Source organism: Paracoccus yibinensis (assembly GCF_030846195.1).
GTDB classification, from domain to species: domain Bacteria; phylum Pseudomonadota; class Alphaproteobacteria; order Rhodobacterales; family Rhodobacteraceae; genus Paracoccus; species Paracoccus yibinensis.
The window spans coordinates 22,841-48,556 of the sequence record NZ_JAVCWH010000004.1; the positions used below are offsets into that span (position 1 = coordinate 22,841).

Consider the following 25,716-nt stretch of genomic DNA (forward strand, 5'->3'; position numbering starts at 1 on the left):
GGTCGAACATGCGGCCTCGGGATGGGGCGCGATGACGAAAGGGACGCGAACCGCCGGCCCGCGCCCCTGACGATGCCACTGGCAAGCGCCTGTCAGTTGGCCGCCAGCTGCTTGGGCAGCTTGAAGGTCCAGACGGTGCCGCCCTGGTTCAGATAGTTGACCTTCTTGGCGACCTCGCCGCCCCACAGCGGCACGGCGCCGCCCCAGCCCGAGACGATCGAGACATATTGCTCGCCATCCTGTTCCCAGGTGATCGGCTGGCCGACGATGCCCGACCCGGTCTGGAACGACCACAGGATTTCGCCCGTGGCGTCATCCAGCGCCATGAAGTCACCCTCGGGGTTGCCCATGAAGACCAGGCCGCCGGCGGTGGTCATCACGCCGCCCCACAGGGGTGCGTCGTTCTTGTATTCCCATTTCACTTCGCCGGTATTGGGGTCGATCGCCTTCAGGCTGCCGATATGGTCGTCGAAGATCGGCTTGATGGTAAAGCCCGCGCCCAGATAGGCCGCGCCCTTCTTGAAGCTGATCGGTTCGTTCCAGATGTCCATGCCCCATTCGTTCGAGGGCACATAGAACAGTTCGGTCGACTGGCTATAGGCCATCGGCATCCAGTTCTTGCCGCCGAGGAAGGACGGCACCGCAAAGACCTGCTGGCCCTTGCCGCCTTCGGCGGCCTCATTGGCGGCGCCGGGGCGGTTGTCTTCGTTATAGATCGGCCGGCCCGTGTCATCGATGCCGGATGCCCAGCTGATGTTCTGAACAAAGGGCCAGGCGTTGACATAGGCGCCATCCTGACGGTTCAGGACATAGAAATAGCCGTTCCGGTCGGCGGTGGCGAAACGCTGGTTGCCGTCCTTGTCGACAAAGGGCACGACCTCGTTCACGCCGTCGAAATCCCAGCCTTCGCGCGGGGTGGACTGGAAATGCCACTTGATCTCGCCAGTGGCGGGGTCGATCCCCAGACGCGACGCGGCATAGAGGTTGTCGCCCTTGTTGCCTTCAACGGGTTCGCCGGCGCCGCGCAGGTGGCTGTTCCAGGGCGACGGGTTGCCGGTGCCAAAGACCAGCGTGTTGGTGTCCTTGTCATAGGACCCGCCCAGCCAGGTCGCCCCGCCGCCGGTCTTCCACATGTCGCCCGGCCAGGTGGCGTTCAATTCGCCGGTCATGGTGCTTTCCGCGCCGTTCAGCGTGCCCATGTGCCCTTCGATCACCGGGCGCGTCCAGACGGTTTCGCCGGTTTCGGCATCGCGGGCCTGAACCTCGCCGACGACGCCGAATTCACCGCCGGAATTGCCGGTGATCACCAGCCCGTTCACGATCAGCGGTGCGGCGGTATAGGAATAGCCTTCCTTGTAATCGGCGATCTTCTTGTTCCATTTCACGTCGCCGGTCTTCAGGTCCAGCGCGACGATCCGCGCGTCCAGCGTGCCGAAATAGAAATTGTCGCCAAAGATCGCGCCGCCGCGATTGACCACGTCACAGCAGGGCAGGATCCCTTCGGGCAGGCGGGCGTCATATTGCCAGACTTCCTTGCCGGTCTTCAGGTCGACCGCATAGACGCGGGAATAGGACCCGGTGACATACATCATCCCGTCATGGATCAGCGGCTGGCTTTCCTGGCCGCGCTGCTTTTCGCCGCCAAAGGAAAAGGCCCAGGCGGGCACGAGGTTCTGGACATTGTCCTTGTTCAGGGTGGTCAGCGGGCTGAAACGCTGAAGGTCGCGGCCCATGCCGTTGGTCAGCACGTCGCCCGTCGATGCCTGGTCATTGGCCAGGTCTTCCTCGGTGACGGCGGCGCCGGCCGCCGTGGCGATGCCGGTCATTGCCAGGACCGTCGCCAGCACGAATCTGTTCATGTTCTCTCCTCCGCTTGGTGTCGGCCTCTCTTTGTGCCGAACCGGCCCGAGGCGTCTGGCGGTGAGTATGCGGATCGCCCCGCCGCGCCGTATATTGTCCATTGGTCGAATGGGTCGGCGTGGTGGGGGCGGGCGGCGTCAGAACAGGTTCTGATAGCGCCATTCATCCGCGTCGGGCGTGACCGCGCGGGGGTCGTAATCGGCGGCCTGCAGATCGCGCGCCGTTGTCAGGCCCTGCTGCGCCGCGCCGTCGATCATGCGCCGGCCGGCCTCGGGATCGCGCGCGACGCCGTGGCCGCGCAGCAGGTCCAGCCCCCGGTTCAGCATCCCGACCGGATCGCCGGCATCGGCCGCGCGGCGATCCCATTCGGCGGCGCGGGCCGAATCCTGCGGCCCGCCCAGCCCGTTTTCATCCATCTGCCCCATCCAGGTCATCGCCCCGGTCCAGCCATCATCGGCGCAGCGTTCGAACAGGGTCCGGGCCGGGCCGTGGCGGCCGCTTTTGGTGATGTAATAGCCGGCGGCGCAATTCGTCATCGTGGTTTGCCCGCGTTCGATGTCGCGCATGACGCGCTGCCAGGTCATCTCGTCGGGGTTCAGGTCGCCAAGCTGATCGGCGTCCTGCGCGGCGGCGGGCAGCGCGCAAAGGGCCGCAAGCGCAGCCCCGCAGATGATCCGAATCATTTCCCATCCTCCGCCGGTTGCCAGACGGCTGAAGATAGCACCGCGCCCCGCGGTCCGGGCTTGGACCATGGTCGTATTTTCGCGGCCGGCCAATTTTCCCAGACTTCGGCGAAAGGGGGACTTTGCATGTTTCGATGGCTGTCCGCGCCGCTTGCCTGCATTGCCGTCGCAGGCAACGCGGCGAGTGCCGAACAGGTGCGCATCGACCTGATCGAGCGGCAGGTGACGCCGCCGCCGATCCTGTCGAACCTGATCGCGCCGCCGCCCGATCTGGGCGTGGCCGGCGCCCGTGTCGCGCTGTCCGATATCGCCACGACGGGCCGCTTTCTGGGCCATGAATACCGGCTGAACGAAACCATCGTCGCGCCGGATGACGATTTTCTGGCGGCGGCACGCGCCGCCCTGGCGGATGGGGCGCGGCTGATGGTGGTCAAGGCGCCGCCGGCCGATCTGCTGGCGCTGGCCGATCTGCCCGATGCCGCCGGTGCGGTGATCTTCAACACCGCGGCCCCCGATGACAGCCTGCGCGGGGATGATTGCCGCGCGAATGTCCTGCACACAACGCCCAGCCTGTCGATGCGGGCCGATGCGCTGTCGCAATTCGCGTTGAAAAAGCAATGGACCGATCTGGCGATGGTCCATGGACCGAACCCCGAAGACGCCGCCTTTGCCGATGCGATCCGCGCCTCGCTGACGAAATTCGGGATCGGGCTGAAGGGCGAGGCGGACTGGAAATTCGATGCCGACATGCGCCGTGTCGCCTCGGCCGAGGTGCCGCTGTTCACCCAGGACCTGCCCGAACATGACATGCTGATCGTGGCCGATGAACGCGGCGATTTCGGCCGCTATATCGCCTATAACACCTGGCAGGCGCGGCCCCTTGCCGGGTCCGAAGGGATCATGCCGCGCGGCTGGTCGCCGGTGGTCGAAAACTGGGGCGCGGCGCAGTTGCAAGGCCGGTTCCGGGACGCCGCGCATCGCGACATGCTGGTGCAGGATTTCGGCGCCTGGGCCGCCGTCGCCGCGATTGGCGAGGCCGTGACCCGCGCCGGGACCGCCGATCCTGGCGCCTTGCGCGACTATATCCTGTCGGATCAGTTCCGGCTGGCCGGGTTCCTCGGCACGCCCCTGTCGTTCCGCGGATGGGACGGCCAGATGCGCCAGCCGATCCCGCTGGTCACGGAACGCGCCGTCGTCAATGTCGCGCCGCTGGAAGGTTTCCTGCACCAGCGGTCCGAACTCGACACGCTGGGCACCGACCTGCCCAGCACCACCTGCACCAAATTCGGAGTTGCCCGATGACGCCCCGCCGCTGCCTGCTTGCGCTGTCCACGTCGCTGACGCTGGCCCTGACCCTGGCCGGCCCGGCCCTTGCCGATGAAATCTGGGTCACCAATGAACTGGACGACACGATCAGCGTCATCGATGTCGACACGCTGGCGGTCACCGCGACCTATCCGACCGGCCAGCGCCCGCGCGGCGTCACCTTTTCGCGCGATTTCAGCAGGCTCTATATCTGCGCGTCGGATTCGAATGCGGTGCAGGTGATGGATCCGGAAACCGGCGAGATCCTGCATGATCTGCCATCGGGCGCCGATCCCGAACAATTCGTCATCTCGCCCGATGACCGGCTGCTTTACATCGCGAATGAAGACGACGCGATCACCACCGTCGTCGATACCGAAAGCCGCAAGGTCGTCGCCCAGATCGATGTCGGGATCGAACCCGAAGGGATGGGGATATCCCCCGATGGCAAGATCCAGATCACCACGTCCGAGACGACGAACATGGCGCATTGGATCGACACCGAAACCCAGCAGATCATCGCCAATACGCTGGTCGATTCGCGGCCGCGCCACGCGGAATTCAGCCCCGATGGCAAGGAATTATGGGTCAGCGCCGAGGTCGGCGGCACGGTCAGCATCTTTGATGTCGCGACCCAGGCCGAACTGGCCAAGATCAGCTTTGCACTGCCGAATATCCGCCCCGAAAAGCTGCAGCCCGTGGGGATGCGCTTTTCGCCCGACGGGGCGCGGGTCTTTGTCGCGCTGGGGCCGGCCGACCATATCGCGGTGGTCGATGTCGCGACGCGCGCGGTGACGGATTACATCCTCGTCGGGCGCCGGGTCTGGCATCTGGCGTTTTCGCCCGACAACACGAAACTGTTCACGACCAATGGCGTATCGGGCGATGTTACGGTGATCGACGTCGCTTCGCTGACCCCGGTCAAGACGATCAAGGTGGGGCGTTTTCCCTGGGGCGCCTCGGCCCGGCCGACCGACTGAAAAGTCGCATCGACCAAGGTCGAATTGCCGCGCATGCAGCACGGATCGACACTGAACCACGCCGCGAACGGGACAGGAGGAACCGCCCATGACGACCAAGTTTCACAAATCCCTGCTGGCCGCCATCGCCGCCGGGTGCATCGCCGTGCCGGTTCAGATCATGGCCCATGGCGATGTCGCGCCGCAGCCGATAAACACCGATGCGCTGCCCGAGGTGGGCGAGGAATGGCTGACCGAAAACCCCTATCGGGCCGAGGCGGCGGGCGACGAGGTCTGGCTGACCGCGGTGAAAATCGGCGATTCCGGCTATAACCAGAACTGCGCGCGCTGCCATGGCCTTGGCGCCGTGTCGGGCGGGCTGGCGCCCGACCTGCGTTTCCTTGAGGCCGAGGAATATGGCGATGAATGGTTCATCGAACGGTTCCGCCACGGCTATACTCAGGATGGCACGACCAAGATGCCGGCCTTTGGCGATGTGCTGGGCCAAAAGGCCGCTTGGGCGATCCGCACCTATATCGAAACCCGCCCCGAAGATGGCGCGCTGGACGCGGCCTCGGACCGGCTGCATGAAATTCGGGACCTTCTGACCAAGGGCGAAGGCGATCCGGCCGCCCTGAAGACCGAGTTGACGGAAATCGCAACGGGCGTGGTCACCGCATCGGGCGCCCCGGTCGCCGACAGCGCCGTGTCGCGCGCCGCTGCCGCGCTGACCGATGATCCGGCATCCGGGAAACATGCCGCCGAATTGCTGACGATCGGGCTTTCCGCATCGAACTGAGGGATGTGATGGGATCAGGTTTTCCGATTGCGGGCGCGGCCCTGCTGGTCTTTCTGGCCGGGGCCGCGCCCGGTTTTGCATCCTGCGCCGGCGTGGCGCCCGATCAGCGCCAGCAGAACAGCTTTCCGCAGGATATCGGCCGCACGCTGGACCGGATCACCGACGAGGGCTGGATTGAGATCGCGGTCTATGAAGATTTCCCGCCCTGGTCCTATCTGGCCAATGGCCAGCCGGCCGGGATCGATGTCGATCTGGCGCGGCTGATCGGCGGCGATCTGGGCGTCGAGACCCGGATCCGCATGGTCCAGGCGGGCGAGACGCTGGACCAGGACCTGCTGAACTATGTCTACAAGGGCGCGGCGGTGGGCGGGCATGTGTCGAACCTGTTCCTGCATGCGCCCTATGACGTGGATTATGCCTGCCGTTTCGATCAGGTCGTCTTCACCGGCATCTATGCCGAGGAACATCTGGCGATCGCCTATGCACGCGCCGAATACCCCGAAAAGCCGCCTGTTCCGGCCTTTTTCCGTTACGACACGGTGGGGGTCGAAAACGATTCCATCTCGGATTTCTTCCTGACCGGGCTGGTCGGGGCGGCGGGCGACAAGGTGCATCGCTATCCCAATGTCGCGCAGGCGATGGCGGCCCTGGTGGCGGGGGACGTGATGGCGGTGATGGGCCCGCGCGCCCAGCTGGAAGCCGGCGCGACGGACGCCATCGGCATCCATGAGCCGCCCTTTCTGGGGCTGGAACGGTCGAAATGGACGCTGGGGCTGGCCCTGTCGACCCAGCACCGGCCGCTGGGCTATGCGGTGGATGACATCATCGGCGCGGCCATTGCCGACGGGCGGATGGAACGGATCTTTGCCGATCATGGCGTGACCTATCTGCCGGCGGTGCGCTGAAACGGGGGCAGGCCGGGGGCGGGGCGCGTCAGAGCGTCGTCAGGTTGCCATCGAAATCGACCAGCCGCACCGGGCCGGTGTCCAGCCGCCGGGCGGCGGCGGCGATGGCCGGGCGATCCATCAGCACAAAGGCCGTCGATGCCGCATCGGCCAGCGCGGCTGTTCCTGCCTCGACCGACACCGTGGACCAGCGCGGGCGCTGGCCTGCCGGGCCGATGATATGGCTCTGCCCGCCCGGAAAGACCAGCGCGCCGGGCGATGATGTCGCGATGGCCCGCCCCGCGCGCAGCGTCAGCCGCCCCAGAACCCCGGCGTCGGGATCGGCCAGTTCCAGCGCGAAATCGCCGCCAATGGCGCGGGTTTCGCCCAGATCGACCAGAATATCGCCAAGGCCGCGGTCCGCCAGCAGCGCGGCGGCGCGGTCGGTCGCGATCCCCTGGGCGATGCCGTTCAGCGTCACGGCCTGACCCTGCGCCAGCCGCAGGTCGCGCCCGTCGCGCACCAGCCCGCCAAGCGGCGTCAGGGGCCCGGGCGCCGCGCCACCGGCCAGCGCCTGCCACAGGACCTGGACCCCGGGGTCAAAGACGCCGCCGGTCGCGCCATGCACCCGCCGGGCCAGCGTCACGGCATCCAGCAGATCATCCGACGCGGTGACGCGGCCGTTGCGGTTCAGGCGCGTCACCTCGGAATCGCGGAACAGCGAAAACACCGCCTCGATGCGCCCGATCATGGCGCGCAGATCGGCCAGCACCCTGTCCGGCGCGGCGCCGCCCCGGATCACGATGCGCGCATCCGCGCCCAGCGCCTGGCCGCGCCATTCGGCCGCCGCCGCCTTCGCCGCCACCGTCGCCGCCGCCGGGCCGGCGACCAGCGCCCCGGCGGTGATCGTCAGAAAGCGCCTGCGCCCGATCATGCCGCCATCCTCCGGCCGCGCGCCTTCAGGATCAAGGGCACGCACTGGCCCGGGTCGTCATGGATCTTGACGCAGTCAAGGCACTGGAAACATTCGGAATAGCGGATTTCGCCCTTGGGCGCGATGGCGTCATATTTGCAGCGCACGCGGCACAGCTGGCAGGGGCTGCCGCAGGCCGCGCGGCGCGGGATCCAGCGGCGCAGGCGCAGCACCCCGCCGATCCGCATCAGGGCGCCAAGCGGGCAGATCGACCGGCAGAACCCCTTGAACCAGACCATCGACACCGCCAGCCAGCCGCCCGCCCACAGCACATAGGGCCAGGGGCGGTCGAAATGCATGGTGATGGCGGTCTTGAACGGCTCGATCTCGGCCACGGTTTCGGCGTGGTCGGGGGCGATAAAGGCGACCGCGATCAGACCGGCCAGCGCCACCGGCCCGGTCCACAGCAAGGCACGGCCGAGGCTGCGCGGCGGTTCCCATTCCGGCAGCCCCAGCCGCCGCCCGGCGTGATGGGCGAATTCCTGCATCGCCCCAAAGGGGCACAGCCAGCCGCAGAACAGCCCGCGCCCCCACAGGACGAAACCAATGATCGCCGCCGCCCAGACCATCAGCGAGAACGGATCATAGAGCAGCACCGCCAGCCCGCCGCCCTGCGTCACCCCGCGGATCACCGCAAGCGGCGTGACGATCGACAATTGCCCCTGACCCCAGAACCCGACAAAGCCGATCACGGCCGCCAGGATTGTCAGCCGGATGGCGGTGAAACGCCGCTGCCGCGCCAGCCAGCTTTGCCGCATCAGCGCGGCGCCCAGCCCCAGCAGCCCCGCCGCCAGCAGGATCAGGTCCAGCCGCCGGTTGCGCAGCGCATCGACCCAGGGCGCGGTCTGCACCGGCGCGGCGGCCGCCAGAAAGAAGCGTTCCGGCAGGCCCATGGCCAGATCGAAATCGCGGATGCCGGTTTCGGGTTGGAACATGCCATGTTCGCGCTGCGCATGCAGCACCAGCGACCAGTCGCGGCTCGGGTCAAAGCCCAGTCGCCGGTCCAGCCGCACCACCATGATCGTCGCATCCTGCAACGCATCAGGCAGGTCCGGGTGCAGCTCGGCCAGGATATCGGCATCGCGCAGTGCCAGCGGCAGCCCGTCCTGCACCGCGCCGATCCGGTCGGGGGCGGTATTGCGGATGAAATCGGGGCCGACCAGCCCGTGCCGCCCGGCCTCGATCAGCAGGATCATCTCATCATCCGGGGCCAGCGTGGTCAGCCGCCGGACCTCGGCCAGGGTGGCGGGGGCAAGGACGGCGGCGGCAATCGCCGGCGGGCCGATATCGACGGCGAACAGGTCCAGATAGGCGCCGTCCGGGTCGGCCGCGGCATCCGGGTCGTCATCGGCCCATTGCGTGCCGGCAAAGGCGGCATCGGCATCGGCATTGCTGACCAGCAGGTGCCGCGCCAGCCCCTGCGCCAGCATCGCATTCCAGTCCAGCGCTTCGGCGTGATCGGGATCGGGGCGCGGCGGGGGGCCGGCGCTGATCCCCTTCATCTTTTCGCGCGCCACGGCTAGGGCGGAGGCGAGGATCGATTCATGCGCGATCCGGACGCTGGCCGTGGCCTTGGTGACGCCGTCGAGGTAGACCAGATCGCCCCCCGCCTGATCGCCATAGGGGCTGCCGACGACCAGCGCCTGATTGATCGAATGGCCGCGATATTGCGACAGGAACTGGCGCAGCGGTGCCTCGCCCAGACCGGACACGAAGATCGGCTCGTTATGGGCCAGCAGCCGCACGTCGATGAACGTGCCCTCAAGATCCAGCAGCACCAGCATGTTGATCGGCTGTCCGGAAAAGCCGGGCAGGGGCGCCAGCGGGCCGGTTTCAAACACATAGCCCGCATCGCCGCCGCCCGAATTCGTCAGCCCCCAGACGCCCTTGTCGTTCAACGGCTCGCCCAGCGCATAGGGCGCCGCGATCATGTCGCCAAGCGCCGCGCGCGTCAGCGGTTCGGCGTGCAGGGGGGCGGCCCAGAACAGGATCAGCAACATCAGCCAGCGCATGGGGGCAGACTAGCGCCGCCGCGCCGCTCATAAATGCGACCAAAGTCGACCGCGTGCCGGTCGGGGCGCGGTCCGGCGGCCGCGACCGCTAGCCCCGCATCAGCATCGCGCGAAAGCCGGACCAAGGGCCAAAAGCCCGTGGCCAGAAAGGGTTGCGCGCGCGGGAAGGCGTGAATGCTGTGCATAGGGATGGTGTTGTCGTGAACGAGTCGCAGTCAGATTTCTGGATTCTACCGCCCGGCAGGGTTGATGCCGAACCGGGGCAGGGCGCGCGCCCGGTTTCCGGCCCCCTGCCGATGGTGGCGGCTGCGCCGCAGACCCGGTTCGCGGTGACGCGGATCGACGCTGTCACCCCGCTCGACGATCAGCTTGGCATCGACCCGAAGCGCGGCTGGCCGGCGGCGCTCGACCCGTTTTTCGCGTCGGATCGCGGGCGGCATTGCTATGTGTTGCTCGATGCGGCCGAGGGTGACGGGCTGACCGAGCTGCTGGACGGCTCCGGGCTGGACCATGTCTGTCTGTATCAAGGCGCCGCCCTGTATGAGCTGGGCGAGGTCGCGCCCTGGCTGGTGCGGCTGGAGCCCGGCAGCAGCTTTGCCCGGATGCTGCTGACGCGCGGGCGGTCGCCGGCCAGCATGTGGGGGCGGTTTGGTGGCCTGTATCTGCGGACCGATGCCGGGCTGGGCGATCTGCGGGCCCATCTGCGGCGGCGGCTGCGGGTGCAGGACGCATCGGGCAAGGCCTATTATCTGCGCTTCTGGGACAGGCGGCTGATCGCGGAACTGGCGCGGTTGCAGGGCGATTCTGCCGATATCCTGCGGGCGCTGTTCGATGGCCGCGATCTGCGCATCGACGCGCTGGCCCGCGATCTGGGCGAGGGCAATTTCGCCATCATAGCACGCCGGAATGGCGGGGATGCCGGCATGGCGGCGCCGGCAGCAGCGGCCACCGCCAGCCGCGCGGATCTGACGCTGCCGGCGGTGCTGCGCGCGGTGCGGGCATCGGCGCAGACGACCTGTGTGCAGGTGGTCACCGACGGGCTGATGCGGTCGATCCCGCGGCATCTGCGGATGCTGGATGTCCGGCGCGCCGAGGTCGAACGGCTGGTCGTGCAGGTCGCGGCCGATGCGCGCGGCTTTGGCGTCACTGGGCGGGCAGCGATCGGCAAGCTGGCCGCCGCATCGGCCTTTCTGGGCTATCGGATGCTGTATGATCCGCGGCTGGCACGGCTTTGCGCGCCCTGGCTGCCGGTGCGCGCGCCGCTGTCGGATCTCGCGTCGGTCACCCGGATGATCGAGGGTATCGCCGAATGGCGTAACAAGCAGGGGCTGGTCGGCGATCTGGCGCAACAACTGGCTGCCATCGGCCAGACCGGGCCGGACCCGGCGCGCAGCGACGGCGGGGCGCAGGGGATTATGGCCGACTGTCGCGTAGCCCTTAACAGGCCGCTTCTTTGGTTGCCGCCCGTAATGCAAGAGGCTTGTGACCTTGTTAGCGTGTGATCGAGTGCGGTCTTCTTTCAGGCCTCATTGTGCGGCGCTTTGAGAAGCCGCAGGCCGGTATGGTGATCAGCGGGGCGGGTTCCAATCTGAAATGCGGGCTTTGCGCACGCAGCAGCCTTCTGGTTTCCCCGGCCCGGATCTTTTCGATCATGCGCCCATTCAGGTCGTCGGCTTCTCACACCCCCTTAGCTCCGCCGCTGACTGCGTGTTGCCCGCTGAGGTTACGCCACGGCAGCCAGCGTCGGATCCTTGAAGTCCTCATTCCGGGTCAGCATCGCCCAGATTTGTCGAGCCATCTTGTTGGCCAGCGCAATCGCTACCAGCATTTTCGGCTTGCGGTCCAGCATCCGGGCCAACCACGAGCCCGCCACGATCTTTCGTCGTCCCAGCCAGCCCAGCCGCGACATGGCTCCGATGATCAGGAGCCGCCGAATATCGGCTTGTCCAGCTTTCGAGACGCGGCCCAGGCGATCCCTTCCGCCCGAGGAATGTTGCCGCGGCACCAACCCGAGCCATGCCGCAAAGTCGCGCCCGCGCCTGAACTGTGCCATGTCGGGGCCGAACGCCTCGAGGGCCAGAGCTGTCAGCGGGCCGACACCGGGCATGGTGCGCAGTCGCCGCGCTGTCTCCGAACGGGCGGCGAGGTCCTTCAGTTTCTGGTCTCGCGCGGTGATCCGCGCCGTCTTTTCCGCAATTTGAGTTAGCAGTTCCTCACATTCCTCACGCAGCAACCCGGGAAGACCGTTGCGGTCATCTGCCACAAGGGCTTGCATGCGCCCAAGCGCACCAAGGCCGATGGGAAAAACATGACCATGTTCATAGAGCAGGCTGCGCAGGGCATTCACATCTTCGGTCCGCTGCCGGACCAACCGCTCGCGTCCGCGAAACAGGGCAGCCCGCGCCTGCTGATCCTCCGATTTCGGCACCACAAAGCGCATCTCTGGCTGACGCGCGGCTATGACGATCGCTTCCGCATCGTTCGCATCATTCTTTTGCCGCTTGACGAATGGCCGAACATACTGCGGTGCGATCAGCTTCGTTTCATGGCCGAGCGCCTCCATCTCCCGCGCCCAGTAGCTGGCGCTGCCGCAGGCCTCGAACACCACCAGGCAGGCCGGATGCTGCGCCATGAACGCGCGGAACTGATCCCGCGTCAGCTTCTTGCGGAACTTCACATCCCCTACCATCGAAGCGCCGTGGAGTTGGAAAACACGCTTTGCCAGGTCAACCCCGATCATCGTATCCTTCATCTTGCCGTCCTCTCCGTTGCGTGGCGTTGAACACCACGACCTTGGCACACTGCGATGCCGTCAGGGGAGGGCGGCAACCATCCCATCTGGAATCCTTGGCATCGCGCGGGCCAGGGCCTGCGTATGTTCGTGCCGGGGAGCGTCGATGACGCTGTCGGGCGGGCCTTCCTCGACGATGCGGCCGGCCTGCATGACCAGGATGCGGTCGGTGATGCCTTGCACCACCGACAGGTCGTGGCTGATGAACAGATAGGCCAGCCCGTGATCGGCCTGCAACCGCGCCAGCAGGTCCAGCACCTGCGCGCGCACCTGCATGTCAAGGGCGCTGACCGCCTCGTCCAGGACGATCAGGGACGGGCGTATGATCAGGGCGCGGGCGATGGCCAGGCGTTGCCGCTGGCCGCCCGAGAATTCGTGGATGTATTTGCGGGCGTCAGTGGGGTGCAGGCCGACCTCGGCCAAGGCCGCGCCGATGCGGTCGCGCCAGTCGGGCGGGCTGCCGGTCAGGTGGAACGGTTCGGCCAGCAGCCGGTCCACCCGCCAGCGGGGATCGAAGCTGCCGAAGGGATCCTGGAACACCGCCTGCATCCGCGCGCGCAGGTCGCGCGGCATCCGATGGCCGGGGCCGACGGACTGTCCCTCCAGGTGGATCTGCCCGGCTTGCAAGGGATCCAGGCCCAGGATCGTGCGGGCCAGGGTCGATTTCCCGCAGCCTGACTCGCCCACCAAGCCGACGCTTTCTCCGCGCCCGATGGTCAGGTTGACCCCATCCAGGGCGCGCAGCCCGCCATCGGCGGTGCGGTATTCCCGGACAGCCCCTGTCACCTGAAGCAGTGGCCCCTTCTGGGGCCGGGACCGGCGGGTGGGCCGGTGGCCCGAGGCCGTGAACAGTTGCCGCGTATAGGGATGGCTGCGCGCGCGGAAAACCGCTTCGGTCGGGCCGCTTTCCACGATCCGGCCCGCCTGCATCACGGCAACCCGGTCGGCCATGCCCGCCACCACGGCCAGGTCGTGGGTGATCAACAGCAGCGTCATGCCGTCCTGGCGCACCAGATCCCGCAGCAGATCCAGGATCCGCGCCTGGGTGGTCACGTCCAGGGCGGTGGTGGGTTCGTCCGCGATCAGCAGATCGGGACGCAGGGCGATGGCCATGGCGATGGCGACCCGCTGGCGCTGTCCGCCCGACAGTTCGTGGGGATAAAGCGTCAAGGGAAAGCGGGGCGCGGGCAGGCCGACCCGGTCCAGCCCTTCGCGTGCGCGGGCCAGGGCGGCACGGCGATCCAGGCCTTCATGGATGCGCAGAACCTCGGCCACCTGGTCGCCGATGGTCATCAGCGGATTCAGCGCCGTCATGGGTTCCTGGAAAATCATTCCGACGCGTTTGCCGCGCAAAGGACGCATCTTGGGTTCGGACAGCGCAAGCAGGTCTGTCCCGTCCAGCAGCACCCGTCCCGACGCAACGGCCCGATCCGGCAGCAGTCCCATGATCGCAAGGGCCGTCATGGATTTGCCGCTGCCGGATTCGCCCACCAGGCCGGTGATGCCCGGTTCCAGATCCAGCGACACCCCCTCCAGGACAGGCCGCCCATCGAGGGACAGCGACAGATCCTTCAGGCGGATCACCGCAGCACCCGCATCCGGGGATCCAGGGCGTCCCGCAACCCGTCGCCCAGCAGGTTCAGGCCCAGAACCGTCAGCACGATGCACAGTCCGGGAATGACGGCCACATGCGGGGCCAGCGTCACCATGGTCTGCGCCTCGGCCAGCATCCGGCCCCAGCTTGGCGTGGGGGGCTGCGCGCCAAGGCCCGCATAGGACAGCCCGGCTTCGGCCAAAATCCCCAGGCTGAACTGGATCGTGGCCTGCACGATTAGCAGGCTGGCGATGTTGGGCAGGACATGTTGCAGGCTGATCAATGCCCGGCCCTTGCCCGCCACCTGCGCCGCGCGGATGTAATCCAGCGTCCAGATGGGCAGCGCCGCGCCCCGCGCGACGCGGGCAAAGACCGGGATGTTGAAGATGCCGATGGCGATGATCGCATTCACTGCCGACGGGCCGAAGACCGCCGTGATCAGGATCGCGATCACCAGGGATGGAAAGGCAAAGACCAGGTCGTTGCCGCGCATCACCAGATCGTCCGGCCAGCGATCCCGATGCGCCGCCGCCAGCAATCCAAGGGGCACCCCCAGGCCCATGCCGATGGCGACCGCCACAAGCGCCACGACCACCGAGGTCTGCGCCCCTCGCATCGCCATCGACAGGATGTCCCGGCCCAGATGGTCGGTGCCGAACCAATGCGCGGGCGATGGCGGCAGCAGCTTTTCGGCAATGGCAAGCCGGGCGATGTCATGGGGCGTCCAGAAGGCCGACAGCACCGCCGCCGCCAGCGCCAGTCCCGCCAGCAAGGCGCCAAGGATCAGCCCCGCCCTCATGCGCGGCGCAGCCGGGGGTCCACGGCGGCATAGGCAAGATCGACCAGGAAGGTCACGGCGATCACGGCGGCCACCAGCACCAGCACCGCCGACTGCACCACGATCAGGTCGCGCTGCGTGATCGCCTGAAAGATCATCCGCCCCAGTCCGGGCAGGTAGAACACGTTCTCGATGATGATGGCGCCTGCCAGAAGAAAGCTGAACTGCATTCCCAAGATAGTCAGCACCGGGATCAGCGCATTGCGCAGGGCGTGGCGGCGCAGGGTCTGGCCGCGTGACAGCCCCTTGGCGCGGGCGGTGCGGATGTAGTCCTGGCCCATTGTCTCGATCAGGGACGACCGCAGGACGCGGGCCAGGATCGCCGCCTGGGGCAGGGCCAGTGCAATGGCGGGCAAGATCAGGGATCGCAGCGCGGCCAGGGGATCGGACCAGCCGGGAAATCCGCCTGCGGGCAGCCAGCGCAGGTGAACGGCAAAGACCAGGACCAGCAGCATCGCCAGCCAGAAATTCGGCAGCGCGATGCCCAGATGCGCCGCCCCCATCGCCAGCCCGTCGCCTGCGCGGCCTCGTCGCGCCGCCGCATGAAGCCCGACCGGCAGGGCCAGGACCACGGCCAGCACAAGCGCCATGACCGCCAGGGGCAGCGACACCTGCAACCGTTCCCCGATCATTGGCGCGACCGGGGTCTTGTAGGTGAAGCTGGTGCCGAAATCCCCTTGCAGGATCGCGCCCAGCCAGCCCGCGTATCGCAGCGGCAGGGGATCGTCCAAGCCCATCTGCTGCCGCAGCGCCGCCAGCGTTTCCGGTTGAGCGCCGGTGCCCAGCATGAAGCTGGCCGGATCGCCCGGCACCAGCTCCACCACCGAAAAGATCACGACCGAGGCCGCAAGCAGGCTTGCCCCCATCACGATCATCCGGCGCAGAAGGTATCGCAGCATGGCGGCCTTGCTAACCCGCCCTGCCGGGCCGGTAAAGCGTCAGCCCGCCTCGCCGCGCGGATACCAGTTGGCAATGACAACCTCGCTTCCCGCGTCCGATGCCCCGACCAGGCGGGCGAATTCCTGAACGTCGCTGCCCCGGTGGTGATAGGGAAAGACCGTTACAGGCTGGAAGTCGGCGACCGCGTCGGCCGCCTGCTGGACAGTCATCGTATAGGGCAGGTTCATCGGCAGGAAGGCGACATCGATGTTGTCCAGGGCGCGCATCTCGGGCGTGTCCTCGGTGTCGCCGGCGATATAGAACCGCTTGCCGCCGATGGTCAGGACATAGCCGTTGTCGCGCCCCTGGGGGTGATACTGCTGCCTGTCGGGGCTGGTGTTATAGGCAGGCACGGCCTCGATCCCGATGCCCATGGCCTGGGCCTGGTCGCCGTTGGCCATGGCCGTGGCGCGGGACTGCATGTCGGCTGGCAGCATCGCGTGGACCGCCGGATTGGCGATGATGGCGACGGCGGGCAGGGCCTGCAGGGTCGGCAGGTCGTAGTGGTCGCCATGTTCATGCGTGATCAGGATCAGCGAGGGCTGCGGCATCCCGGCATACAGATCCGCGCCGCCGACCGGATCGACATAGATGACGCCGCCCGGCGTCTCGACCACCATCGAGGCGTGATCGACCGGGTGGAACACGACCTGCCCGCCTTCGACCGGATAGGCGAAAGAGGTCGGCGCGGCGGCGGTCTGGGCAAGGGTGATGCGGGGCATGAGGGGAACGCTTGCTGCGGCAAGACCCAGCATCAGGCTGGCGCGGCGGCTGAGGATCATGACGATTCTCCGAGACAAGGGTGATGGGAACGGGGTGGAACACGGATGGTGCAGGCGGGGTTCCCCTTGCCCCGTGTCGCACGTTATGACGACCGGGCGGCAGGACAGGGGAAAACGATGACGCATCTGTGGCTGCGGGCCGAAAGCCGCCCGAACGAGGATCGGACAGGCATCACCCCGGACGGCGTGGCGGCGCTGATCGCCAAGGGCTTCACCGTCACGGTCGAGGACAGCCCCCGTCGGGTGTTTCCGACCGACGCCTATGCCCGCGCGGGCGCTGCCATCGCGCCGCAGGGAAGTTGGCCCACCGCGCCCGGCGACGCCATCGTCTTCGGCCTCAAGGAACTGCCCGAGGACGGAATACCCCTGCGCCACCGTCACATCATGTTCGGCCATGCCTTCAAGGGCCAGCCCGCGGGACAGGTGCTGCTGCGCCGGTTCCGGGACGGGGGCGGAACGCTTTATGACCTGGAATACCTGACGGACGACACGGGCAGCCGCCTGGCCGCCTTCGGTTACTGGGCGGGGTATGCTGGGGCAGCCGTCAGCCTGAAGGCCTGGGCGGCACAGCAGGGCGGGGGCATCTGCGCCCCGATCCATGCCTATGCCGACAAGGACCTGTTGCTGGACGAACTGCGCGCGCAACTGGACGCCACGGGACGCCCGCGCCCGCAGTCCCTGGTGATCGGCGCAAAGGGCCGCGTCGGCACGGGGGCGGCGGATCTGCTGGTGGCCCTGGGGGTGCCCGTCACCCGGTGGGACATGGCGGAAACCGCGCATGGCGGCCCCTTTCCCGAAGTGCTGGCCCATGACTTGTTCATCAACGCGATCCTGGCCCAGCCCGGCGCGCCGGTCTTCGTCCCCGCAAGCGCGGTGGCGCCCGGGCGGCGGCTGACGGTGATCGGCGACGTCGCCTGCGATCCGACCAGCGACTTTTCCCCGATCAAGGTCTATGACCGCACGACAAGCTGGGACCGGCCCGTGCTGCGGGTGGCCGAACACCCGCCGCTGGACGTGATGGCCATCGACAACCTGCCCTCCATGCTGCCGCGCGAAAGTTCCGAGGATTACGCCGCGCAGCTGCTGCCGGTGTTGATGCAGCTTGACCGGATCGACGAAGGACCCTGGGGCAGGGCCGGGGCATTGTTCCGGGACCATCGGAACCGCCTGACACAGACGTGATGCCCTGGGGCGGAACGTGGGCAGGGGCCGCGTGTTGGACGGGCATCCCTGTCATCTGCACGAGGACCGCATGTTCATCCGCCTGACGACTTTCGCCGCTTCGGCAAGCCTGCTGGCCACGGGCGCGCTTGCCCAGGATTTCAACGCCGCGCCGCCGAATGCCCCTGATCAGCAGCCCGCCTTCGAGAACCAGACCCGCGCCCCGGTGCTGCCGGGCGACATGGCGCTGAACCAGACCGTCATCGCGGACGGGCTGGATCATCCCTGGGGCTTGGCCGAACTGCCGGACGGAACCTGGCTGGTGACGGAACGCGCGGGAAACCTGCGGCTGGTTGGCGCGGAGGGAACGCTGTCCGACCCGATCGGCGGATTGCCCGAGCTTGACACCCGCGACCAGGGCGGGCTTCTGGACGTGACCGTGGCCGATGACTTCGCCGACACGCGCCGCGTCTGGATCAGCTTTGCCCAGCCGCGCGAAGACGGCAAGACCGCCACCGCCGTCGCGACCGGCACTCTGTCGGCCGACAACAGCACCCTGGAAGGGACCGAGGTCATCTGGCAGCAGCAGCCCGCCTGGGATTCGACCAAACATTACGGATCGGTCCTGATCCATGACGGGCAGGGCGGGCTGTTCGTCACCACCGGCGAACGCTCGGTCCCCGATGCGCGCGTTTATGCGCAGAACGTGACCACGACGCTGGGCAAGGTGGTCCGCATCGACCCCGAAACCGGCGAGCCGATGGGCGATCCCGGCGTGGCCGAGGCGCTGCCCGAGATCTGGTCCTGGGGCCACCGCAACATCCAGGGCGCGGCGCTTGACGACCGGGGCAGGCTGTGGACCATCGAGCATGGCCCGAAAGGCGGGGACGAGTTGAACCTTCCCCAGGCGGGCCGCAACTATGGCTGGCCGCGCGTGACCTATGGCGTGGAATACAGCGGCGATCCGGTCGGGCAGGGCGTCACCCAGATGGAGGGCACCGAGCAGCCGGTCTATTACTGGGACCCGGTGATCGCGCCCGGCCAGATGACCTTCTATGACGGCGAGATGTTCCCCGAATGGCAGGGCGACCTGCTGATCGGTGGCCTGAAATCGAACGACCTCGTGCGCCTGGAACTGGATGGCGACCGGGTGAGTGGCGAAGCGCGCCACCTGCAGGGCATCGGCCGCGTCCGCGAAGTCGAGGTCGCCAGCGACGGCGCGATCATGCTGCTGACCGATGAAGACAACGGACGCCTGATCCGCGTCACCCCTGCGCAGAGCGACAGCTAGACCGCCCCCTCAGACGGGCCGCGTCACGTCGTCCTCGGCATCCCCGGGCGAGATGCCGAGCGCTTCCAGGCCCGATTCCAAAAGGTCGGCCAGACGCGGCTCGCCCATCAGGTAGTCCTGGGTGGGCGTCGTCCGTTCGATCCGGGCGGTCTCGATGGCTTCCTCAAGCTCCTCGGGTTCAAAGCTTTCCCGCCCGATCCACATGACGGCCACCAGCGAGGCCTGCTCATCCTCGTTCAGGTTGGCGATGAAGTCGCGCAGTTCGGATTGCACCCCGTGCTGCGCCCTGCTGCCCGAATGTGCCCAGGGGTTTACGCCGCTGTCATATTCGCGGGCGCGGATGATGATATGGGCAATCTTGTCGGGACTGATTTGCAGCATGGCGACGCTCCGTTGACTGCGGCGACTGTCGCGCCGTTCCGGTCAACGGTCAATCCTTGCGGCCGAACAGCCGCTCGATATCTGTCAGGCGCAGCTTGACCCAAGTGGGGCGGCCATGGTTGCACTGGCCGGATTTGGGCGTCCGCTCCATTTCGCGCAGCAGGGCGTTCATTTCGTCCGCCGTCATGCGCCGTCCCGACCGAACCGATCCATGGCAGGCCATCGAGGACAGCACGGCGTCAAGCCGCCCGCGCAGCCGGTCGGAGGCGCCCTGATCGGCCAGATCGTCCAGGATGTCGCGGATCAGCGCGCGGGCGTCCAGCCGGGTCAGCATGGCAGGGGTTTCCCGCACCGCGACCGCACCCCCGCCGAAGGGTTCGATGACCAGCCCCAGACCGGCAAGATCGCCTGCGATGGACAGGATGCGCGCGGCCTCGTCCTCGGGCAGTTCCACGATCTCCGGGATCAGCAGGGCTTGGCGGGCGACCCCCGCCGCGGCGGCCTGGGCCTTCAGCCGTTCATAGACCAGCCGTTCATGCGCGGCGTGCTGATCAACGATGACCAGCCCGTCTTCGGTCTGCGCGATGATATAGTTTTCGTGGATCTGCGCCCGTGCGGCACCCAGGGGGGCGTCGGCGGGTGCCACGGTTTCCTCCTCGGCGCGGCCCGAGGGAGCCTCGGCGAAACCCATCGTGGGGGCTTGCAGATCCAGGCTGGCGCGGATCGCCGTGGCCGATGGGCGGTAATCCATATGATAGGCGCGCGGGGCGGTAGGGGCAGTGGTGGCGGCGGGTTCGGCCTGGAAGGCCGCCAGTGTCGCGTCGCCCACCGTGGACGAGGCACGATGCCCCGCATTCGCCAGCCCATGCCGCAGCGCGCTGACCACCAGCCCGCGCGCGCCCTGCGGGTCGCGGAAACGCACCTCGGCCTTGGCGGGGTGGACGTTCACATCGACAAGCTGGGGATCGCAGGACAGATACAAGACCGCCGCCGGATGCCGCCCCGAGGCCAGCACATCCATATAGCCCGCCCGCAGCGCCCCGGTCAGCAGCTTGTCCCGCACGGGCCTGCCGTTCACATAGACATGCTGCGCCACCGCCGCCCCGCGCGAATAGGTGGGCAGTGCCGCAAGGCCCGAAAGCCGCAGCCCGTCGCGTTCGGCATCAAGGGGAATGGCGTTGTCGATGAAATCCCGGCCCATGACGCGCGACAGGCGGATTGTCAGGGCATCGAACAATTCGCCCTGTTCGGCATCGGCGCGAAAGATCTCCTTGCCGTCGGCGTTCAGGGTGAAGCCCACGAAGGGTTCGGCCATGGCCAGGCGGCGGACGCATTCGGCCACGGCCAACGTCTCGGCCCGCTCGCCGCGCAGGAATTTCAGCCGCGCGGGAGTGGCGAAGAACAGATCGCGCAGTTCGACGACCGTGCCGGGATTGGCGGCGGCGGGACGCACCGGCGCGGCGCGCCCGCCTTCCACCGCGATCACGGCGCCGTCCCCGCCCCGCATCCGCGAGGTGATCGTCAGCCGCCCGACTGCTCCCAGGGAAGGCAGCGCCTCTCCCCGGAATCCGAAGCTGCGGATCGCCAGCAGGTCGGTGCCGTCGATCTTGCTGGTCGCGTGGCGCGACATGGCCAGGGGCAGGTCTTCGGGCGCCATGCCGCAGCCGTCGTCGCAAACCCGGATCAGCCGCTTGCCGCCGTCCTGGATGGCGATGTCGATGCGGCTGGCCCCCGCATCCAGCGCGTTTTCCACCAGCTCCTTGACCGCCGAGGCAGGCCGTTCGACCACCTCGCCCGCCGCGATGCGGTTGGCGATTGCCTCGTCCAGTTGGCGAATGACGGGCCGGATATGGGGGGCATGGCTGTTCATGCCCCCAAATCTAGCAGCCGCTATCCCACCTCGCCAGCGATTCTAATTGGTGGGGGCGGGATCCGTTCCCTCGATGCCTTCCGGGCGCCCGACCAGCACAAAGCGCAGGTCGTCGGCGTCCAGCAGGCGGCTGGCGACGCGTTTGACGTCATCCGCCGTCACCGCCTCGACCTTTTCATTGCGGGTGTTCACATAGTCGATGGGAAAGCCGATCAGCTGCATCCCGGCCAGGATGCCCGCGATGCTGCCGTTGCCGTCGAAGCGAAGCGGATATTCGCCCGTCAGATAGGTCTTGGCATCCGTCAGTTCCTGGTCGGTCACGCCGCCTTCGGCCATGCGGTCCCATTCCTGGCGGATCAGATCGACGGCCTGGCCGGTCGTGGCGTTCGACCCCGCCATGCCGCCCTGCCAGGTCTGGCCATAGATGCCGGTGGCCAGCGTCGTGCCGACGCCATAGGTCAGGCCGCGCTTTTCGCGGATTTCCTCCATCAGGCGGGAACTGAAGCCGCCGCCACCCAGGATGTGATTGGCGACATAGGCCGCGAAGTAATCGGGATCGTCGATCGGAAGGCCCGGACCGGCAAAGCTGACGACCGTCTGCGGGCTGTCCCAGTCGATGACCGTGACGCCGCCCGTCAGTTGCAGGTCCGCCGGTTCCGGCAGCGGCGCGGTGCCCTGTTCCGGCAGGCCTCCCAGCACGGTGTCCACAAGCTGGCCCAGTTCTTCGGGCGTGATATCACCGGCCGCGCCGACCACCACGCGGTCGCGGGCCAGCACGCGGTTCTTGGCCGCGACCAGATCCTGCCGCGTCAGGGCCGCCACGGATTCCATGGTGCCGCTGATCGAGGTGGCATAGGGATGATCGCCCCAAGCCTGGCGCGCCATTTCCTTGGCGGCGATGGATTGCGGATCGGTCGCCTCGGACCGGATGATCGACTGGACCTGCGCGCGGACGCGTTCGATGGCGGCGTCGTCGAAGCGGGGCTGGGTCAGCGCCTCGGCCAGCAGGGCCGCGGCTTCGTCGCGGTTCTCGCTCAGGGCGCGCATCCCCACGGTCAGCGCGTCGTCGCCCACGTCAAAGGAAAACTGCGCCCCCAGGCCCTCGACCGCCTGGGCGAAGGCCACCGAATCGCGGTTGCCCGCGCCTTCCTCCAGCGTGGCGGTCATCAGGTTGATGGCGCCGCGCTTTCCTTCAGCGTCCAGGCTGGCGCCGCCCTTGAAGTTGAATTCGACCGCGACAAAGGGAATGCTGTCGTCCTGGACCAGCCAGGCCTTGATCCCGCCGGGCGAGGTGACCTCCTGGATGTCGATGGCATGGGCAGGAACCGCCAAGACGGCGAAGAATAAGGCGATGGCAGCGCGGATCATCCTTGCACCTCGGGGCTGGGGGTGTCGGTCGGGGCGGGGGCTTCAGGTGCGGCGGCAGGCGTCGTCGTCTGCGCCGGTTCGGCCGGCAGCAGCCAGCCGGTGACGCTGGCCTCGCTGTCCAGAACCTCGCGCGCAACGGTCATCACGTCCTCGGCCGTGACGGCCGCCAGGATGTCGGGCCAGTCGTTCACGTCCTGGACCGACAGCCCGGTCGCCAGTCCCTGTCCATAGTCATAGGCCCGGCCATGTGCCGAATCGAGTTCGTAGACCCGCGCGGCCTCGATCTGCGTCTTCACGCGTTCCAGATCGGCGGGGTCGGGACCGGTTTCCAGGAAGCGGGCCAGAACCTTGTCCAGTTCCGCCTCGGCTTCCTCGGGGGTCATGCCGTCTGCGGGAACAAGAGAGATGCCGAAGCTAGTCGGATCCACGGAAAAGCCGTCATAGCCCGCGTTCACCCACAGCGCCTTGCCCTTCATGGCCAGTTCGCGGCCCAGGATGGACGTCTGCATCGACCCGCCCAGCAGTTCCGCCAGAACGGTCAGCGCGGCGGCGTCCGCCTGGTCGCCGGGATTGCGTTCGGGCGCCAGATAGCTGCGCGTCATCACCGGCTGGGGCACGCGGGGGTCGGTCATCTCCATCCGGCGGGGGGCACTGTGATCGGGTTCCTGCGGGCGGATGCGCGGTTCGGCCTCGCCCTTGGCGGGGATCGGGCCATAGTATTTCTCGGCCAGTTCGCGGGCGCGTTCCGGGGTCACGTCGCCCGCCAGGATCAGGATCGCCTCGTTCGGGGAATAGTGGTTGTCATACCATTCCAGCGCATCCTCGCGCGTCAGCCCCTCCATCTCGGTGCGCCAGCCGATCACGGGGCGGCCATATGGGTGGTTGTAGTAAAGCGTGGCGTTGCGTTCCTCGGCGAACAGCGATGCGGGGTCGCTGTCCACGCGCTGCGCCCGCTCCTCCAGCACGACCTGGCGTTCGGCCTGCCAGTCATCCTCGCCGATGCGCAAGTTGGCCATGCGGTCGGCCTCCATCTCCATCACCAGGGGCAGGCGATCGGACGCGATGCGCTGGAAATAGGCGGTGTAGTCATAGCTGGTGAAGGCATTGTCCATGCCGCCATTGGCGGTCACGGTCTTGGACAGCTCGCCCGGTTCCAGCTTTTCGGTGCCCTTGAACATCAGGTGTTCCAGGTAATGCGCAATGCCCGATTTGCCGGGCGGCTCGTCAGCCGATCCGATCCGGTACCAGACCATCTGGACCACGACTGGGGAGCGGTGATCCTCGATCACCACGGTTTCCAGGCCGTTCGGAAGGGTGAAATGGGTGATGCCGTTGTCTTCAGGGGCGGCCGTTTCGGCCAGGACGGGCATCGCGCCCAGGGTCAGGGCCAGCAGCGCGGGCAGGGTCGGTCGAAGCATGGGGGCGAAACCTCCTTGGTCGAGGCAAATCTGGCCCGACAGGGGGGATTGCGCAACCTGCCTGACGCTAATGTGTGGCGACAGTGATGGGCAGGGACAGGGGGCCATGCGCCTGAAGGCCGGACTTCCAGGCGACGGGACCATCGATGCGGATGCTTCGCGTGCGGTCCAGAAGGGCCGTGAACAGCACCTCCATGTTCAGCCGCGCCAGGTTGTTGCCCAGGCAGACATGGGGACCGGCGCCGAAGGCAAGGTGCAGGTTCGGCCTGCGCCCGACATCGAAGCGGTCCGCATCAGGAAAGGCGCCGGGGTCGCGGTTGGCGCTGGCGTAAAGCAATCCGAAGGTCGTTCCCCTGGGCCAGTCCTGCCCGCAGATCGTCAGATCCTCGGCCGCGTGGCGATGGAAGAAGATCAACGGCGGGGCAAAGCGGAACATTTCCTGCACGGCCAGGGGCATCAGGCCGGCATCGGCGCGCAGCCGGGCCATCTGGTCGGGATGGGCCAGCAGCGCATGAAGCCCGCTGCCCATCACGTCGATGGTCGAACCGTGCCCGGCATGCAGGATCTGCATGACCGTCGCGATCAGTTCGTCATGGGTCAGAAGCCCCGCATCCTCGGCCCCGATCATCGCCGACATCAGGTCGTCGCGGGGCCGGGCCTTGCGCGCGGCATGAAGGTCTTGCAGCACGTCGTGGAACAGGCGCACGGCGTCCTCGGCCCGCGCCTTGCGGTCGGGGGTGCGGCGGCTCACGTCGAAATAGCTGACGGTTTCCTCGGACCACTGCGTCATCTGCGGGGCAAGTGCGGGATCGGTGCCGATCAGATGGCCGATCACCTGGCCGGGCAGATGGGCGGCCAGATCCGCGATGAAGTCGAAGCGGCCCCGCGGGATCAGGCGATCAAGCGCCTTGTCCACCCATTGCGCGACGAAGGGACGCAAGCTGTCCAGCCGCGTCCTGGTGAAGAACGGAAACACCGCACGCCGCAGCCGGTCATGATCCGGCCCGTCCAGTTCCAGCATCGAGGTCTGCACGAAGCGTTCGTGGAACGGCATGTCGTGGAAATTCTCGGCCACCTGCATCTGCCGCCTTGCCTCGGGCGGAAGAAAGGCGGTGCCCCGCACCATCCGGCGGTCCGATGCGATGGCGCGCACGTCCTCGAAACGGGACGCCAGGCGAAAGCCCTGCCAGTCGGGCAGGCCAGGCGTCGCACGCAGGCGGGCATACTGCGGCCAGGGATCTTCGCCGAAACCCGGCTGCGCCGGATCGAAATCCGCCGTCATTCCTCGGCAGGCGCGGGGGATGTCTGGGTGATGGCGCCAGCCCGCTGCCAGCGCTGCTGTTCGGCCTGCGAATCAAGCGCCAGCGGACGATAGGCGCGCTGATAGACGGTGGTGCCGAACAGCGCCTCCAGCGGGCGGCGCTTGTTGCGGGACCGCCATTCGGCGTCCGCTTCCGCCAGCTTTTCGCGAATCGCGGGATCGGTGCCGCGGCGCGTGGCATGGGCGACAAGGGCGCCGTCCGCCGCGGCGATGCCTTGGTCGGACAGGCGCGCCGGATTGCCGCCCAAGGCCGCGACCGCATCCGCGTTGGGGTTCGGATCGGTGATGTTGGCCCCGCCCGGCGTGGGGGCGGGCAGCAGCGCCAGGTCGGGCGGCATGGACAGGGGACGCGTGGGCAGGATGGCGAATTCGTCCGGGCTGTTCTGGCCGGTTTCGATATTCATCAGCTGGTTGCTGCCGCAGGCCGAAAGCCCCATGACGGCCGCTGCCGCGATGCCCCTGACGAAAGCCTGCATAAACCTGTCCC

General features: G+C 67.5%; 22 protein-coding genes. 7 read left to right on the forward strand and 15 right to left on the reverse strand.

Features of this window, described 5'->3' with window-relative positions; translation table 11 throughout:
* Positions 1-92: 92 nt before the first annotated feature.
* Together RAH32_RS10345 and RAH32_RS10350 are read right to left on the reverse strand one after the other, a co-directional pair.
* Positions 93-1,859, reverse strand: a complete 1,767-nt coding sequence (locus tag RAH32_RS10345) for a PQQ-dependent methanol/ethanol family dehydrogenase (RefSeq protein WP_265502436.1) — start codon at positions 1,857-1,859, stop codon at positions 93-95.
* A 138-nt stretch (positions 1,860-1,997) separates the two neighbouring features.
* Positions 1,998-2,543: a tetratricopeptide repeat protein gene (locus tag RAH32_RS10350; RefSeq protein ID WP_252930551.1), complete on the reverse strand. Its 546-nt coding sequence runs from the start codon at positions 2,541-2,543 to the stop codon at positions 1,998-2,000.
* Positions 2,544-2,669: 126 nt separating this feature from the next.
* Here RAH32_RS10350 and RAH32_RS10355 point away from each other — a divergent pair, with 126 nt between their 5' ends.
* From RAH32_RS10355 to RAH32_RS10370, 4 genes are all read left to right on the forward strand, one after another.
* Positions 2,670-3,845 (forward strand): ABC transporter substrate-binding protein, encoded by a 1,176-nt coding sequence (locus RAH32_RS10355; protein ID WP_306607806.1) that lies wholly within the window; start codon positions 2,670-2,672, stop codon positions 3,843-3,845.
* The gene (locus tag RAH32_RS10360) at positions 3,842-4,828 is read left to right on the forward strand and encodes a YVTN family beta-propeller repeat protein (RefSeq protein ID WP_306607808.1); all 987 of its coding nucleotides are present in this window, start codon (positions 3,842-3,844) and stop codon (positions 4,826-4,828) included. Before RAH32_RS10355 ends, RAH32_RS10360 begins: the two co-directional genes overlap by 4 nt.
* Before the next feature lie 88 nt (positions 4,829-4,916).
* Complete coding sequence (pedF, locus tag RAH32_RS10365; protein WP_306607810.1) at positions 4,917-5,606, forward strand: cytochrome c-550 PedF; 690 nt, start codon at positions 4,917-4,919, stop codon at positions 5,604-5,606.
* Between the two features lie 8 nt (positions 5,607-5,614).
* Positions 5,615-6,511, forward strand: coding sequence for a substrate-binding periplasmic protein (locus RAH32_RS10370; protein WP_209057847.1), 897 nt, complete (start codon positions 5,615-5,617; stop codon positions 6,509-6,511).
* Between the two features lie 28 nt (positions 6,512-6,539).
* On the opposite strand, the gene RAH32_RS10375 is transcribed toward RAH32_RS10370, so the two are convergent.
* On the reverse strand, positions 6,540-7,424 hold the full coding sequence (locus tag RAH32_RS10375; protein WP_247740442.1) for an FAD:protein FMN transferase: 885 nt from the start codon (positions 7,422-7,424) through the stop codon (positions 6,540-6,542).
* The gene (locus RAH32_RS10380; RefSeq protein ID WP_209057846.1) at positions 7,421-9,475 is read right to left on the reverse strand and encodes a 4Fe-4S binding protein; all 2,055 of its coding nucleotides are present in this window, start codon (positions 9,473-9,475) and stop codon (positions 7,421-7,423) included. Before RAH32_RS10380 ends, RAH32_RS10375 begins: the two co-directional genes overlap by 4 nt.
* Positions 9,476-9,675: 200 nt before the next feature.
* On the opposite strand from RAH32_RS10380, the gene RAH32_RS10385 reads away from it, so the two are divergent.
* Positions 9,676-10,977, forward strand: a complete 1,302-nt coding sequence (locus RAH32_RS10385) for a DUF4123 domain-containing protein (protein WP_306607814.1) — start codon at positions 9,676-9,678, stop codon at positions 10,975-10,977.
* 221 nt (positions 10,978-11,198) lie between these two features.
* Here RAH32_RS10385 and RAH32_RS10390 read toward each other — a convergent pair whose 3' ends face one another.
* The 5 genes from RAH32_RS10390 to RAH32_RS10410 are packed head-to-tail and all read right to left on the reverse strand — an operon-like array spanning position 11,199 to position 16,419.
* On the reverse strand, positions 11,199-12,227 hold the full coding sequence (locus RAH32_RS10390) for an IS110 family RNA-guided transposase (protein WP_306607816.1): 1,029 nt from the start codon (positions 12,225-12,227) through the stop codon (positions 11,199-11,201).
* Positions 12,228-12,287: 60 nt separating this feature from the next.
* Positions 12,288-13,850: an ABC transporter ATP-binding protein gene (locus RAH32_RS10395; RefSeq protein ID WP_306607818.1), complete on the reverse strand. Its 1,563-nt coding sequence runs from the start codon at positions 13,848-13,850 to the stop codon at positions 12,288-12,290.
* Entirely contained in the window at positions 13,847-14,659 is an 813-nt protein-coding gene (locus RAH32_RS10400; protein ID WP_306607820.1) for an ABC transporter permease, read from the reverse strand. Before RAH32_RS10400 ends, RAH32_RS10395 begins: the two co-directional genes overlap by 4 nt.
* A complete protein-coding gene (locus RAH32_RS10405) occupies positions 14,656-15,597 on the reverse strand; it encodes an ABC transporter permease (RefSeq protein WP_306607822.1) in 942 nt (313 codons plus the stop codon). Before RAH32_RS10405 ends, RAH32_RS10400 begins: the two co-directional genes overlap by 4 nt.
* Before the next feature lie 39 nt (positions 15,598-15,636).
* A complete protein-coding gene (locus RAH32_RS10410; RefSeq protein ID WP_306607824.1) occupies positions 15,637-16,419 on the reverse strand; it encodes an MBL fold metallo-hydrolase in 783 nt (260 codons plus the stop codon).
* Between the two features lie 117 nt (positions 16,420-16,536).
* On the opposite strand from RAH32_RS10410, the gene RAH32_RS10415 reads away from it, so the two are divergent.
* The gene (locus RAH32_RS10415) at positions 16,537-17,601 is read left to right on the forward strand and encodes a saccharopine dehydrogenase (protein WP_306607826.1); all 1,065 of its coding nucleotides are present in this window, start codon (positions 16,537-16,539) and stop codon (positions 17,599-17,601) included.
* Between the two features lie 70 nt (positions 17,602-17,671).
* The gene (locus RAH32_RS10420; RefSeq protein WP_306607828.1) at positions 17,672-18,871 is read left to right on the forward strand and encodes a PQQ-dependent sugar dehydrogenase; all 1,200 of its coding nucleotides are present in this window, start codon (positions 17,672-17,674) and stop codon (positions 18,869-18,871) included.
* 9 nt (positions 18,872-18,880) lie between these two features.
* Here RAH32_RS10420 and RAH32_RS10425 read toward each other — a convergent pair whose 3' ends face one another.
* From RAH32_RS10425 to RAH32_RS10450, 6 genes are all read right to left on the reverse strand, one after another.
* Positions 18,881-19,252: a DUF3775 domain-containing protein gene (locus RAH32_RS10425; RefSeq protein WP_306607830.1), complete on the reverse strand. Its 372-nt coding sequence runs from the start codon at positions 19,250-19,252 to the stop codon at positions 18,881-18,883.
* Between the two features lie 49 nt (positions 19,253-19,301).
* Positions 19,302-21,122, reverse strand: a complete 1,821-nt coding sequence (gene mutL, locus RAH32_RS10430) for a DNA mismatch repair endonuclease MutL (protein WP_306607832.1) — start codon at positions 21,120-21,122, stop codon at positions 19,302-19,304.
* Positions 21,123-21,164: 42 nt separating this feature from the next.
* The gene (locus RAH32_RS10435) at positions 21,165-22,490 is read right to left on the reverse strand and encodes a M16 family metallopeptidase (RefSeq protein ID WP_306607834.1); all 1,326 of its coding nucleotides are present in this window, start codon (positions 22,488-22,490) and stop codon (positions 21,165-21,167) included.
* Complete coding sequence (locus RAH32_RS10440) at positions 22,487-23,908, reverse strand: M16 family metallopeptidase (RefSeq protein WP_306607836.1); 1,422 nt, start codon at positions 23,906-23,908, stop codon at positions 22,487-22,489. Before RAH32_RS10440 ends, RAH32_RS10435 begins: the two co-directional genes overlap by 4 nt.
* A gap of 67 nt (positions 23,909-23,975) precedes the next feature.
* The gene (locus tag RAH32_RS10445) at positions 23,976-25,190 is read right to left on the reverse strand and encodes a cytochrome P450 (RefSeq protein WP_306607838.1); all 1,215 of its coding nucleotides are present in this window, start codon (positions 25,188-25,190) and stop codon (positions 23,976-23,978) included.
* Entirely contained in the window at positions 25,187-25,705 is a 519-nt protein-coding gene (locus tag RAH32_RS10450) for a DUF3035 domain-containing protein (protein WP_306607840.1), read from the reverse strand. The genes RAH32_RS10445 and RAH32_RS10450 overlap by 4 nt, the downstream gene beginning before the upstream one ends.
* Positions 25,706-25,716 lie beyond the last annotated feature (11 nt).

Bases quoted from the DNA above. Each gene is read 5' to 3' on its own strand.
- RAH32_RS10345 (WP_265502436.1), bottom strand. From the start codon at position 1,859: ATGAACAGATTCGTGCTGGCGACGGTCCTGGCAATGACCGGCATCGCC.
- RAH32_RS10350 (WP_252930551.1), bottom strand. From the start codon at position 2,543: ATGATTCGGATCATCTGCGGGGCTGCGCTTGCGGCCCTTTGCGCGCTG.
- RAH32_RS10355 (WP_306607806.1), top strand. From the start codon at position 2,670: ATGTTTCGATGGCTGTCCGCGCCGCTTGCCTGCATTGCCGTCGCAGGC.
- RAH32_RS10360 (WP_306607808.1), top strand. From the start codon at position 3,842: ATGACGCCCCGCCGCTGCCTGCTTGCGCTGTCCACGTCGCTGACGCTG.
- pedF (WP_306607810.1), top strand. From the start codon at position 4,917: ATGACGACCAAGTTTCACAAATCCCTGCTGGCCGCCATCGCCGCCGGG.
- RAH32_RS10370 (WP_209057847.1), top strand. From the start codon at position 5,615: ATGGGATCAGGTTTTCCGATTGCGGGCGCGGCCCTGCTGGTCTTTCTG.
- RAH32_RS10375 (WP_247740442.1), bottom strand. From the start codon at position 7,424: ATGATCGGGCGCAGGCGCTTTCTGACGATCACCGCCGGGGCGCTGGTC.
- RAH32_RS10380 (WP_209057846.1), bottom strand. From the start codon at position 9,475: ATGCGCTGGCTGATGTTGCTGATCCTGTTCTGGGCCGCCCCCCTGCAC.
- RAH32_RS10390 (WP_306607816.1), bottom strand. From the start codon at position 12,227: ATGAAGGATACGATGATCGGGGTTGACCTGGCAAAGCGTGTTTTCCAA.
- RAH32_RS10400 (WP_306607820.1), bottom strand. From the start codon at position 14,659: ATGAGGGCGGGGCTGATCCTTGGCGCCTTGCTGGCGGGACTGGCGCTG.
- RAH32_RS10405 (WP_306607822.1), bottom strand. From the start codon at position 15,597: ATGCTGCGATACCTTCTGCGCCGGATGATCGTGATGGGGGCAAGCCTG.
- RAH32_RS10410 (WP_306607824.1), bottom strand. From the start codon at position 16,419: ATGATCCTCAGCCGCCGCGCCAGCCTGATGCTGGGTCTTGCCGCAGCA.
- RAH32_RS10415 (WP_306607826.1), top strand. From the start codon at position 16,537: ATGACGCATCTGTGGCTGCGGGCCGAAAGCCGCCCGAACGAGGATCGG.
- RAH32_RS10420 (WP_306607828.1), top strand. From the start codon at position 17,672: ATGTTCATCCGCCTGACGACTTTCGCCGCTTCGGCAAGCCTGCTGGCC.
- RAH32_RS10425 (WP_306607830.1), bottom strand. From the start codon at position 19,252: ATGCTGCAAATCAGTCCCGACAAGATTGCCCATATCATCATCCGCGCC.
- mutL (WP_306607832.1), bottom strand. From the start codon at position 21,122: ATGAACAGCCATGCCCCCCATATCCGGCCCGTCATTCGCCAACTGGAC.
- RAH32_RS10435 (WP_306607834.1), bottom strand. From the start codon at position 22,490: ATGATCCGCGCTGCCATCGCCTTATTCTTCGCCGTCTTGGCGGTTCCT.
- RAH32_RS10440 (WP_306607836.1), bottom strand. From the start codon at position 23,908: ATGCTTCGACCGACCCTGCCCGCGCTGCTGGCCCTGACCCTGGGCGCG.
- RAH32_RS10445 (WP_306607838.1), bottom strand. From the start codon at position 25,190: ATGACGGCGGATTTCGATCCGGCGCAGCCGGGTTTCGGCGAAGATCCC.
- RAH32_RS10450 (WP_306607840.1), bottom strand. From the start codon at position 25,705: ATGCAGGCTTTCGTCAGGGGCATCGCGGCAGCGGCCGTCATGGGGCTT.